The organism is Chitinophaga qingshengii (genome assembly GCF_014529935.1).
GTDB classification, from domain to species: domain Bacteria; phylum Bacteroidota; class Bacteroidia; order Chitinophagales; family Chitinophagaceae; genus Chitinophaga; species Chitinophaga qingshengii.
On sequence record NZ_JACVFC010000001.1, the window covers coordinates 1,315,213 to 1,328,334 of the forward strand.

Annotated in this window: 8 protein-coding genes; 2 read left to right on the forward strand and 6 right to left on the reverse strand. The window is 49.2% G+C overall.

All coding sequences use genetic code 11. The annotated features are described in order from the left end of the window. Nucleotides 1–34: 34 nt before the first annotated feature. Nucleotides 35–2,635 carry an ATP-dependent chaperone ClpB gene (gene clpB / locus ICL07_RS04745; protein WP_188086780.1) on the reverse strand — a complete coding sequence of 867 codons (2,601 nt, stop codon included), beginning with the start codon at nt 2,633–2,635 and terminating at the stop codon, nt 35–37. Nucleotides 2,636–2,841: 206 nt separating this feature from the next. On the opposite strand from clpB, the gene ICL07_RS04750 reads away from it, so the two are divergent. Next, nucleotides 2,842–5,169 carry a PDZ domain-containing protein gene (locus ICL07_RS04750; RefSeq protein ID WP_188086781.1) on the forward strand — a complete coding sequence of 776 codons (2,328 nt, stop codon included), beginning with the start codon at nt 2,842–2,844 and terminating at the stop codon, nt 5,167–5,169. A 201-nt stretch (nt 5,170–5,370) separates the two neighbouring features. Here ICL07_RS04750 and ICL07_RS04755 read toward each other — a convergent pair whose 3' ends face one another. From ICL07_RS04755 to ICL07_RS04770, 4 genes are read right to left on the reverse strand one after another with little or no spacing between them, the layout of a single operon-like run. Then, the gene (locus ICL07_RS04755; RefSeq protein WP_188086782.1) at nt 5,371–6,216 is read right to left on the reverse strand and encodes a glycine betaine ABC transporter substrate-binding protein; all 846 of its coding nucleotides are present in this window, start codon (nt 6,214–6,216) and stop codon (nt 5,371–5,373) included. A gap of 8 nt (nt 6,217–6,224) precedes the next feature. After that, nucleotides 6,225–7,058 (reverse strand): ABC transporter permease, encoded by an 834-nt coding sequence (locus ICL07_RS04760; RefSeq protein ID WP_188086783.1) that lies wholly within the window; start codon nt 7,056–7,058, stop codon nt 6,225–6,227. A gap of 13 nt (nt 7,059–7,071) precedes the next feature. Continuing rightward, nucleotides 7,072–8,277: a quaternary amine ABC transporter ATP-binding protein gene (locus tag ICL07_RS04765; RefSeq protein WP_246484973.1), complete on the reverse strand. Its 1,206-nt coding sequence runs from the start codon at nt 8,275–8,277 to the stop codon at nt 7,072–7,074. A gap of 14 nt (nt 8,278–8,291) precedes the next feature. Beyond that, nucleotides 8,292–9,440, reverse strand: a complete 1,149-nt coding sequence (locus ICL07_RS04770; RefSeq protein WP_188086784.1) for a hypothetical protein — start codon at nt 9,438–9,440, stop codon at nt 8,292–8,294. Nucleotides 9,441–9,794: 354 nt separating this feature from the next. Here ICL07_RS04770 and ICL07_RS04775 point away from each other — a divergent pair, with 354 nt between their 5' ends. After that, the gene (locus tag ICL07_RS04775; protein ID WP_188086785.1) at nt 9,795–11,090 is read left to right on the forward strand and encodes an OmpA family protein; all 1,296 of its coding nucleotides are present in this window, start codon (nt 9,795–9,797) and stop codon (nt 11,088–11,090) included. A 129-nt stretch (nt 11,091–11,219) separates the two neighbouring features. Here the strand turns inward: ICL07_RS04775 and ICL07_RS04780 are convergent, their stop codons facing one another. Beyond that, nucleotides 11,220–13,121 carry a DUF3857 domain-containing protein gene (locus ICL07_RS04780; RefSeq protein WP_188086786.1) on the reverse strand — a complete coding sequence of 634 codons (1,902 nt, stop codon included), beginning with the start codon at nt 13,119–13,121 and terminating at the stop codon, nt 11,220–11,222. Nucleotide 13,122: the final 1 nt, after the last annotated feature.

Consider the following 13,122-nt stretch of genomic DNA (forward strand, 5'->3'; position numbering starts at 1 on the left):
TATGTATCGTCGTATTTAGAATTGCTCGTTATAATTATTTGTTTCTGATCACTACCACGCCATCGAACACATCGATCAGCACGGGCTTGGATTTATCAATGTCTCCTGCGAGTATTTTTTTACTGAGCAGGTTGATGATTTCTTTCTGTATTAATCTTTTCAGTGGCCTTGCGCCAAACTGCGGATCGTAACCCTGTACAGAAAGATATTCCAGCGCATAGTCAGAAAATTCCAATATCATGCCATTTTTCGCCACCATGTCCTTCAGTTGCTCCAACTGAATGTTAATTATTCCTTTAATTTCATCTCTCATGAGTGGCTGGAACATGATCACTTCATCCACCCTGTTAAGAAACTCGGGCCGGATGGTGGTCCGCAACAGTGTCATCACTTCTTCCTTGGTTTTATCAACGATTTCCTCGCGGTTTGTTTCGTTAATGTTTTCAAAATTTTCCTGGATGATGTGACTGCCCATGTTGCTGGTCATGATGATAATGGTGTTTTTGAAGTTCACCACGCGGCCTTTATTGTCTGTAAGACGGCCATCGTCGAGTACCTGCAACAAAATGTTAAAAGTGTCCGGGTGTGCTTTTTCGATTTCATCGAGCAGCACTACGGAATATGGTTTACGACGTACCGCTTCGGTCAGCTGTCCACCTTCATCATATCCCACATAACCCGGAGGCGCGCCCACCAGGCGGCTTACGGAGTGTTTCTCCTGGTATTCACTCATATCGATGCGGGTCATCATCTGGTCATCATCGAACAGGTATTCCGCCAGGGCTTTGGCCAGCTCTGTTTTACCTACCCCGGTAGTACCGAGGAAGATGAATGAACCGATAGGGCGGCGCGGGTCCTGCAGACCGGCGCGGCTACGGCGGATAGCGTCGGATACAGCGATGATGGCTTCTTCCTGTCCTACTACGCGGCGATGCAGTTCTTCTTCCAGGTGCAGTAATTTATCTTTTTCGCTCTGCATCATTTTAGCAACCGGGATACCGGTAGCTTTGGCTACATTCTCTGCGATATCTTCCGCATCGACTTCCTCTTTAAGAAGACGTTTATTGTGAGCGGATATTGTATTTAATTCTTCCGTGAGTTCCTGTACCTGTTGTTCCTGTTCCTTGATCTTACCGTAACGTATTTCCGCTACGCGGCCGAAGTCGCCGTTACGCTCCGCCTGTTCCGCTTCCAGCTTCAGGTTTTCGATGGCGCCTTTAGCGGCCTGGATTTTATCAACTACTTCTTTTTCCGCCTGCCATTTCGCTTTGAACGTATTCCGTTCTTCGCTGAGACGGGCTATTTCTTCACTCAGTTCCCGGAGTTTATCTTCATCATTTTCTCTTTTGATCGCTTCTTTTTCGATTTCGAGCTGACGGATCCTTCTTTCCAGTTCATCCAGTTCTTCCGGCATGGAGTTCATTTCCAGGCGCAGTTTAGCAGCGCTTTCGTCGATCAGGTCGATCGCCTTATCGGGCAGGAAACGGTCTGTGATATAGCGGTGAGAAAGTTCTACCGCTGCGATGATCGCATCGTCTTTAATGAGCACGTGGTGATGGCTTTCGTACCTTTCTTTCAGGCCGCGGAGGATGGAGATTGCATCTTCCACGCTGGGTTCGTCTACCAGGACCTTCTGGAAGCGGCGTTCCAGCGCCTTATCTTTTTCAAAATATTTCTGGTATTCATTGAGGGTGGTAGCGCCGATAGCACGGAGCTCACCACGGGCCAGGGCTGGTTTCAGGATATTGGCAGCGTCCATAGCGCCTTCCATGGCGCCTGCGCCAATCAGCGTGTGGATTTCATCAATAAAGAGGATGATTTCCCCGTCGCTGTCTGTTACTTCCTTGACCACTGCTTTCAGTCTTTCCTCAAACTCACCACGGTATTTGGCGCCGGCCATGAGTGCGCCCATGTCCAGGCCGTAAATGGTTTTTGATTTCAGGTTTTCCGGCACGTCTCCATTGAGGATACGGTGTGCCAGTCCTTCTACGATAGCGGTTTTACCTACACCGGGTTCCCCTACCAGTATCGGGTTGTTTTTAGATCTGCGGGAGAGGATATGCAGTGTTCTGCGGATTTCCTCATCGCGGCCGATTACCGGGTCCAGCTTGCCTTCACGGGCCAGCTCATTCAGGTTTTTGGCGTATTTCTGTAAAGTATTGAATTGGGTACCACCGGTTTGAGAGTTAACGGTTTCGCCCTTACGTAATTCCTTGATGGCTGCTTTCAGGCCTTTCTCCGTGAGACCGGCATCTTTCAGCAGTTTAGAGGTATCATCGCTACCACCCAGCAGGGCCAGCAGCAGATGCTCCACGCTTACAAACTCATCTTTAAACTCCTTAATGGTAGCGCCTGCACGCAGTAACGTGTTGTTAGCATCACGGCTGAGTACCTGTCCGGCTTCGCCACCCACCATTTTAGGGTACTTCTGCAGTTGCTCATTGAGTTTAGTATTGAGCAACCCGGTATTGACCGCATTCTTTTTCAGCAGGTATTCTACCGGGCTATCGTTATCTTCCAGCAGGGCTTTTAATATATGCCCTGTTTCGATGGCCTGGTTCTGATTATTGAATGCCAGTTGTTGTGCTTTTTGCAGTATTTCCTGCGATTTTATAGTGAAATTGTTCAAATTCATACAATAATTGTTTTCTCCTTTTTCTGTGATTTACAAACGTGTTTTTGTAGTAACAAACCCTACACCAATGTTGTTTTCCGGAAATTATGTCATATTACGTATAAATTTCCTGCATTTTTAGCAGAAGATAAGGTTATTAACTGTTAAAATAGCATGAGACTCTTTGAATCAACGCCGTATATTAGCGTTTCTTTAATATGTGAGCGATGAAAACAATCCGCCTATATGCGTTCCTGGTAACAGTCCTGACGGGCGCCCTGTCTGCCAGGGCCCAGGACCGCCCTTCTTCCGACACCGTTTTTGTGCCGCTCCGCGCTGGTGGCGTATATGCCACGGCTGAGCTGCAACAATCCCTCCGGGAGAAACGGCAGCAGTACCCGGATAAAACCCTGGCCGTCGTGTTCCAGGAACCGGGGACCTATTATTTCGATACTACGCTGGTCATCACGCCGGAGCTGACGAATGGCAAAGGGAGCATCATTTTTATGCCTGCGCGTATAGGCGACAACGTTACCCTCAGCGGAGGCCGGGCCGTAAAAGTAAAATGGCGGCGCTGGAAAAATGGCGTTTATAAGGCCTCGCTGGACCTGCCCTACACCTTTGACCAGTTATACGTTAACGACGAGCAGCAGGTGCGGGCACGGTATCCCAATTACGATAGCAGCGCCCGGCATTATAACGGCAGCGCCGCCGATGCGATCGGTCCCGAACGTGTGAAAACATGGCAACATCCACAAGGCGGTTATATACACGCCCTGCATAAAGGAGAATGGGGCGGTTATCACTATCGTATTACCGGGGTAAACCCGGATTATACCCTGCAACTGGAAGGCGGCTATCAGAATAACCGGCAGATGGGCATGCATGCCATCCATCGTTTCGTGGAGAATATTTTTGAAGAGCTGGACACCACCCGGGAATGGTATTACGACCAGCCGCATAAAACATTGTATTATAAACCCGTGCCCGGCACCCGGCTAAAAAAAGCCCTGGTAGTAGTTTCCCGCCTGCCGCAGGTGATTGCCCTGAAAGGCAGTGCCGACAAACCGGTACGAAACGTGACCATCAGCGGACTGCGTTTTGCGCACACCGCTCCCACGTTTATGGATACACGGGAACCGTTGCTGCGCAGCGACTGGACCATCTATCGCGGCGGTACCCTCCTGCTGGACGGTACCGAACACTGTACCATACAGGATTGTGTGTTTGACCACAACGGCGGCAACGTGGTATTTGTGAGCAACTATAACCGTCACGCTGTGATCAGTGGCTGTCATATCCACGATGCCGGTGGCAGCGGTATTTGTTTTGTTGGTAACCCTGATGCCGTACGCTCTCCCCTGTTTGAATACAATGCATCGCAGGCGCTGGCGGCCATAGATACCGTAGCGGGACCTAAAACCAGCCACTATCCGGATTCCTGCACTGCTTACAACAACCTGATATACCGTACCGGTACCATCGAAAAACAAACCGCCGGTATACAGTTGTCCATGGCCATGAATATCAGTGTGCTGCACAACACCATTTACGACGTACCCCGCGCCGGTATCAACGTGAGTGAAGGTACCTGGGGCGGACATGAGATTGCGTATAACGATGTGTTTAACACTGTGTTGGAAACAGGCGACCACGGCGCCTTTAACTCCTGGGGGCGGGACCGTTACTGGCATCCCCACCGCAAAGCGATGGACAGCCTCGCAGCCGCCCATCCGGAGCTGATACTGCTGGACGCCATTTATACCAATAAACTGCATGACAACCGCTTCCGCTGCGATCATGGCTGGGACATAGACCTGGACGATGGCTCCTCCAATTACTACATCTACAACAATGTATGCCTCAACGGTGGTCTTAAATTGCGGGAAGGTTTTTACAGGACAGTAGAGAACAACGTAATCCTCAACAACTCCTTCCATCCGCATGTATGGTTTAACAACAGCCACGACATCTTCCGGCATAATATTGTAACAGCCAGCTACAAACCTATTGGTATCCGCTTCTGGGGCGATGAGATAGACAACAACCTTTTCCCCGACAAAACCGCGCTTCCTACGGAAACGGATAAACGTTCCCTGGCAGGTGACCCTGGATTTGTGAATCCGATCGCCGGCGATTACCGGGTAAAAGCCGGTTCACCGGCAGGACGTATCCTGTTTAACAATTTCCCCATGGACAACTTCGGGGTAGTATCGCCCGCACTGCGCGCGCTGGCGAAGAAAGCGCCGTTGCCTGTACTGGCGCAGCAGCGCCTGTTGGGCACCTCCGAAATCAACTGGCTGGGCGCCCGCGTAAAAAATATTGAAACCCTGGGAGAGCGCTCCGCTGCCGGGCTACCGGACAACAATGGGGTATTCATCGTCAGCGTGCCGGAGAAATTCCCGTACCGTCTACAGGCCGGCGATGTGATCTTAAAGGCAGGAGAGACAATTGTACAAAATGTGGGGGATCTGCAAAAAGCGTATAGCCGGGGAGGTGACAGACCTATCAAATTGGTCATCTTCCGAAATCAGCAACAGCAGGAGATTTTTTGATTTACTGATGTACGGATTTTGGAATTTTGGGATTGAAAAAAGCGAAGACAGCAGCGAATGATTTTTTGATTTACTGATTTACGGATTTTGGAATTTTGGGATTGAAAAAAGCGAAGACTATAAGGGATAACTATTTGCTTCGATCTTCGCTTTTTTCAATCCCAAAATCCGTAAATCAAAAAATTCCAAAATCCGTAAATGCTACATCCATTCCTTTACCAGCGCTTCATGTTCGCTGATCCATTGTTTAACCGCCGCCTCTTCTTTACCGTCCGCATCTGCGAGGGCGTTCATGAGAGAGCTGAGTTCTTCCGTATTCAGTTTGAATTTGCGGAAGAAGTTGACAGCAGCCGTATCTTTCACAGTAAACTCACTGTTGGCAATGGTTTGAATCTTCTCAGTTTCACCGAATACTTTTTTAGGGTCTTCCAGGAAACGGAGTTGGAAGCGGGCGAACATATGGTGTGGCGCCCAGCCGGTTACCACCACGGGTGTTTTTTCATCTATATTTTTTTTCAGGATAGCCATCATCGCTGCTTCGCTGGAGGACTGCAGTTCGTATTCCAGGCCGTATTCCCGGATAGCATCTTCCGCTTTGGTCATGATACCGGCGCCGGCGTCGATACCTACTACTTTACCACCGAAAGCCGCTTTCTGTTTAGCGAGGTCTTCGATAGAACGTGCGCTTACATAATCCGGCACTACCAGGCCAATCCGGGCACTATCGAAGTTGGTATTGAGCACGGTGATCCTGTCGCCGTATGTTTCCATATAGGTTTTATGGGTGACCGGCATCCAGGTATCCATAAACACGTCGGCATCACCGCCGGCAACGGCTGCGAAGATAGGCGCCACATCGGCGTTTTTAAGGGCCACTGTATAACCTTGTTGTTCCAGGAGTACCTTTGCCAGATGGGTCATGGCTACCCCTTCCGCCCAGTTGACATAACCGATCGTAATTTTTTTACCGCTTTTTTTATCGCCCTGCTGACAGGCAGCGAAGGTCAGCGTGACCGCTGCCAGGGCAAGGAGGAAGATCTTTTTCATACGTTATATTATTTAGCGTTTTTTCTGAGTTTCTTTTTACCGAAGGATTGAGTGATACGGTCCAGGATAATGGCCAGGATCACGACAGCGATTCCGCCTTCAAAGCCCAATCCTATTTTAAGCTGGGTGATTCCTTTAAGTACAATCTCTCCAAGGCCACCGGCAGCGATCATGGCAGATACCACTACCATAGACAGGGACATCATGATGGTTTGGTTCACACCCGCCAGGATGGTAGGCAGCGCCAGCGGTAGCTCCACCTTAAACAGCAGTTGCCGTGGCGTAGCGCCAAAGGACCTGGTTGCTTCTACGATATCTTCCGGTACCTGGCTGATACCCAGCGTGGTGAGCCTTACCGCAGGCGGCATGGCAAATATGATGGTAGCGAATACACCGGGCACTTTACCCAGGCCGAAGAAAAGTACCGCAGGTATCAGGTATACAAACGCCGGCATGGTTTGCATAAAGTCGAGCAGCGGGCGCATGATGCGACCGGCTGTTTTACTTCTGGCCGCCCATATCCCCAGCGGTATCCCTATCATTAACGCAATAAAGGCCGATACCAGTATGAGGGCGAGCGTTTCCATAGTAGGCGCCCAGTAGCCCATAGCATATATCAGCGACAAGCCCAGTGCCGTCACCACACCAATGCCCCATCCTGCCCTTCTCCATGCAAGGATAGCTACCAGTGCGATGACCACATAGAAGGGAAGGAAGGTGAACAACCCCACCACCCCGTCTACCATGGTTTCCACCCCTGTTTTCACCACCTTAAAGAAAGGGCTGAAATTGTGGGTGAGCCAATTGATAAATTGTTCAATATATTTTCCGATTCTAATCATACAAAAAATTCGTTTATGCTTGTGGGTTAGCCTGGCTACCGGTTGTTTCGATAATCAGGGAAGTTTGGGAGATGAGTCCCAATAATTTATTATTCATGGGGTTGACTACCGCTACCGGTTTGTCTGTTTCTGCGATAAAGGGCAGCATCTGTTCCACCGTCGTATCGGGGTGCGCCACGGGTACATCGCGGTGGATGGCCGCTTCGATGGTTTTATCGCCCCGTTGTTTTACCTCCAGGACTTCGTGCAGGTAAACAAATCCGAGGAAATGTTTATCCACTGTTACTGCCGGTAATATTTTAAGGCCGGTAGCTCTCATTTTACGGAGGCTACCTTCCGGGCCATCCTTACGGAATACGGCCATAGTAGGTTTGGTATCCATCAGGGAAGAAGCCGTGATAATCGATTTGCGGTCCACTTTTTCCACGAAGGAGCTTACATATTCATTCGCCGGGGTAGTGAGGATTTCTTCCGGAGTGCCGATCTGTATCACTTCTCCATCTTTCATGATAGCGATACGATCGCCCAGGCGGATAGCCTCATCGAGGTCGTGGGTAATAAATACAATGGTTTTATGCATTTTCTCCTGGAGGTCCAGCAGTTCATCCTGCATTTGTGTACGGATGAGCGGGTCCAGCGCCGAGAAAGCCTCGTCCATGAGCAGTACTTCCGGGTCGTTGGCCAATGCGCGGGCCAGTCCTACCCTTTGCTGCATACCACCCGACAGTTCGGATGGCAGCATATTTTCATAGCCTTTAAGGCCTACCAGTTCGATAACGTTGCGGGCCTTATCCATTCTCTCCGCTGGCGGCGTGCCTTGCAGTTCGAGGCCGAAGGCTACGTTTTCCAATACAGAGCGGTGTGGCAGGAGTCCGAATTTCTGGAACACCATGGCTATTTCCTTACGCCGTACCTTTTGCAGTTCCGCATCCGGGAGCGCGGTGATATCAACGCCATTGAGCAGTACCTTGCCGGCACTGGGTTCAATGAGGCGGTTGAGACAACGCAGCAGGCTGGATTTACCACTACCGGACAGGCCCATGATCACAAAAAACTCCCCCTTTTCGATATCGAAGGAAGCGTTTTTCACGCCCACCGTAGCTCCGGTGTGCTCCAATATTTCCGCCTTGGATTTACCCTGTTCCAGCATGTGCAGCGCTTCTTTTTGTTCACGGCCAAAGACCAGGGTAAGATTTTCTATTTTCAGTTTAGGCATCATCGTTGTTTTAGCGTTTAGAAATAGTACCCGATATTCAGATTGAGGCGGCTATGCCATGTAGCATCGGGTGTACCTGTCGCCAGGGCTTCGTTCCATACAGGGCCCAGCCAGGGATGATTTTTACCCGAGGCCCAGTCGAGATACGTGAATATGTGACCGGCCGTGATCATACATCCCAACACATTCATTTGGGAATCATGAAATCCTTTGGCCGTTTTTTTCATATAGGAGTAGTCGTTATAAAACGTCAGTGAGCTGATAGGCCCCCAGTGTACCGGTTGTGTATATGACAGTGAGGCCGTATGCAGGAAGGCTTCCGACGCCACCTGGTAGGAAGCGCCATAGGCCGCCATACTTATATTGTCCGTCAGGTGTGCAGAATCAGCCGCGTTATACCGGTAGTACATGGATTGCAGTTTAAGGTTCCAGCGATCTTTGTTCAGATTGCTATGAACTGCTGCCGCCCAGTGGCTGCCCATATTACCGGAAGGAATGTTATACAATCCGCCCAGCATCACGGACGCGCCTATACTGTTATTTTTGTTGAGGAAATATTCCGCGCGGGCATTTCCCTGATTGACTTCCTTGTTACGCCCCGCCACATCGTAGGAATAGCGGCCGGGGTCTATTTCCGACTTATCGCCGAAATTGAGTTCTTCTGCATTTTTAAAGAAGGCCAGTTGATACAACCATTTGTTGGCGCGGCGTTCAAACTTGATTCCCATATCATAATCATCTTCCTTACCCACATAATAAGGCAGGTTAAAAAACCAGCTATGTGAGTTATAGGTCACATTACCGAAGGGTACCTGTGTAAGGCCGATATCCACATGCGTACTATCGTTGAATCGATACCGTACATATCCTTCCTTCAGAAAGCCGCCGCCAAAATCTTTGGAATAAAAGCGGTATTCAGCGTGCAGCGACAATTTTTTCCAGGAGGCATCTGCGTTGACGCGGAACATATCGAACCCGAAGTCACCGCCTCTTTTCATTTGTTCCTTTTTCCACGAGGAGAGGTTATAATTGAAGCGCAGTGCTCCGCCGATGTGGAAAGTGGGTTTGTCTGATGTTTTGGTGTCCGTACTATCCTGTGCAACAATAACCAAAGTAGGCAAGAGAAGCAATAAGCATAGCAACAACCAATGCAATGATTTAATCATAGTCATTAATTATTTAATATGTTTAAGCTGATCTATTCCTGGGCGACATAGGGGACCTATGAGCAAGCCACTGTACTGTTGACAGCGAGCGTTAGAGGAAAACCGGGTGCGAAATGGCCCGACAAATGATCAAATTTCCAATAAATATTGACCGTTATAGCGTAATGCGTTGTGCTCGGAAGGCACGTTAAACAGTCGGATTTTTGCGTTAAGCATGGCGAAGGTACGAAAAAATGGCTGAGCCGCCAAGCATTTTTTGAAATTCATCAAACAACCGTGCCACAGCGATTGTTATAAGGACGACTGAAATTCAATCTGTTCCAGCACAATTTCTTCACATTAAACCCTACAATTATGTCATTTGACTTACTTGAAAGTGCAAAAAGTATTTTTAACAGTAATGTTGTTAGTCAGGCTTCCTCACAACTGGGAGAAAGCGAAGGCGGCATACAGAAAGCATTAAGTGGGATTGTACCGGTGGTATTAACGGGGCTTTTGAACAAAGCCGGGTCTGGTGGAGATGCCGGAGGTTTGTTGAATATGATCAAAGGCGTAGCCGGCGATGCCAATCCATCCGTGGTGGCCGGAGCGTTACAAAGCGGTGGTGGCGGCCTGCTGGCCAAGGGAGGCGATTTGTTACGCAGCCTTTTTGGGGATAAAATCAGTTCTATTACAGGCATGTTATCCTCTTTTGCGGGCATCAAGGAATCTTCTGCCAGCACTTTATTACAAACGGCTGCTCCGGCCACTTTAGGTGCGGTAGGGCAATATGCGACACAGAACAACCTGACGCCTAATTCGTTCCTTTCTTTTCTGAACACCCAAAAAGACAGCATATTAAACGCCGTGCCGGGCGGGCTCAACCTGGCCGGTATACTGGGGCTCTCCAGTCTGGGAGACCTGGGTAAAAAACTGGGCGGCCTCGCTGCCGGTCTGGGTGCCGCCGGCATGGGCGCCGCTGCCGGCGCAGCCAACAGCACCGTCAACGCCGTTAAACAAAGCGGAGGCGGCCGCTGGATATGGTCTCTCCTGCTGCTATTGGTAGCCATCGTATTATTATGGTATTTAATGAAAGGTTGCGGTGGCAAGAATCCGGAAAGTACGCCTGTCAGCGACAGCATCACCACCAGCCAGCTGGCTGACTCTGCCGCCAACCATGTTACAGAAGGAGGTCCGGTAGTAAGCCGTGAAAGCATACAGGTTACCCTGCCCGACGGCAAAGTATTACAGGCTTATAAAGGCGGTATCGAAGATCAGCTGGTGACCTTCCTTAAAGATGACTCCCGCCCCGCCGGAAAAGACGTATGGTTCGATTTTGATAATCTCAATTTCAAAACCGGCAGTGCAGAACTTACTACCGAGAGTATGACACAGGTGAATAACATCGCCGCGATCCTCAAAGCATTCCCGAAAGCTAAGATCAAGATCGGCGGTTATACCGACCGTACCGGTGATAGCACCAAAAACCTGAAACTGTCGCAGGAACGCGCTACCGCCGTGGAAACAGCGCTTAAAAACGAGAAGACGGATATGAAACAACTGCTTGGTGCAGAAGGATACGGCTCCCAGTTTGCCAAAGCTGCAGCTACCGCTCCGGATGACGAGCGGAAAAAAGACAGGCATATTTCAGTGAGTGTGCGCGAAAAGTAACGCTGATAAACATGATTTTTGCTGATTTCGCTGATTAGGGGAGATTGAAGCGAAGATCATTGATATAAAAGACAAAGCGGTTGACATGTGGATGTCAACCGCTTTGTCTTTTGTGCGTTTTTGTTTTTGTTATTCTTTTACCAGCACCATCCGGTTGCGATCGGCGCGATAGATGGCGGTGCAGAATTTGGCGAACTCGTTGTATTCGGAAGCCGGGAAGGTGCCTGCGTTTCCTTCCAGTCTGCGGATATAGGTAATGGTATTGCCTTTCATGGCAGTGATGGCGCTGTAGTTCCCAAATTTTGTTTGCAGGGCAACAGGCGCCGGTACTGATTCCGCTTTATAACCCGCTGGTACGGTAATGCTGACAGAATCAACATGGGAAAAGGCGTATTTGAGTACTACGTCGGATACCCGGCTGCTGTCCTGTTCCAGTTTACCGATTTCATGATTCAGGATATTGGGACGCACAAAAATACGTTTACCCGTTACGGAGCCATAGGCGTTACTGCTAATTTCCAGTTGTTCGTCTATCTCAGGTATCAGCGAAGATTTCTCCAGGCATTCATATTTACTTACATCATAGCTGGCAAGTTCCAGGGTCCGGCGTATGCGTTCCAATTGTTTGTCTTTGCTGTAGGCATGTAATACGTCATGCAGATCATCCTGTTCTTCGCCCGTACGGGTGGTCGTCGCAGATAATTTCAGGTCCCCGTTATCCTGCATCACCGCATTTATGGTACGATGCTGGCGGTTTTGCTGCATGGTCAGCGTGGGCGTATGCACCAGTTTTCCGCCTTCTTCCGTAATCAGTAACACCGCACGATTGGAGGTAAATGAGCTTAGGTAGCCCATAGATGTAGTTGGGCTGGTACATTCCAGCCAGGTAGTATCTTTACCCGGCACGCAGAGGATCATGTGATTAAAGTAATTTTTAGGGAACTGTTCATTCACATAACGCGCCTTTGGTCCGGCGCTTACCAGTGCGCAGTATGATTTAACACCTGCTTCTTTCAGCATGGCCATCATATAATTAGACAATGCCTTACAATCACCATATCCTTTGGCAGCCACGGTTTTTGCATCGAATGTCTGCATCCCGCCAATACCCAATTGAATACTGATGTAACGATAGTTTTGCTGCAACCATTTGTACAGCACCCTTATCTTTTGTTCGTTGGTGGTTAAACCGGCGGTCAGTTCCTGTACTTTCTGCCGCATATTGTCCGGCAATTCGTCCCGGCCAGCATTGAGTGCATAAACGAACTTACCTAATCCTTCCCAGGTACTGGCATCGCCTTCGTAATCGTCCAGTTTGAAAGCGGTTGGTCCCAGCTGCACATTGGTTGACAATTGTGTAAATCCTTTTGAATAAGGTTCCGCTTTATAGGCGGGTAAGTTTTTCACTTCCCAGGTGTAGGTCACTTTTCCTTTTTCGTTCGTAGTCTGCTGCACCTTACAGCCTGTCTCCAGGAACCGTACTTTAAAATCTGCCGGTGCTGTCAGGGTAAACTTTGACTGTTCTACCGTATAGTCGTCCTGTGGTTGCGGCAACCAGGATTCGAGATAAAAGGCGCTCCGGTGTCTTTCTTCCAGCTCATACTCAATCGTATAGGGGTATATGTTATGATAAAACCGGTGCTCTTTGTAACGGGTATCTGTCATCAGGTTTCCATCGCCAACCATGCTCCGGTCTTTGATGTCGGACTGCTTCATCCGTCTTATCAGTTTTCCTTCCGCATCATATAATGCACCACTCATAGACCTTATCTCAGTCAGCTTATTATAAGCAGCCTTCATGGTAGTTTCCTCGGCGCCTGTCTGGTCCAGCACTGTGAGTACAAAGCGGCTCACTACGATTACTTCCCTGGGGCTGACAATGGTTTGATTGACTTCTTCAAACCGTTTTACAAGGTGTGCATTTTTCATGATGGAGTCCGGAATAGCCTTCACAGGGTACACCGGATCACCGGCCATCAGCCTGGTGCTGCAAAGTGTTGCCAGCACAAGAGACGACAATAATTTGTACATG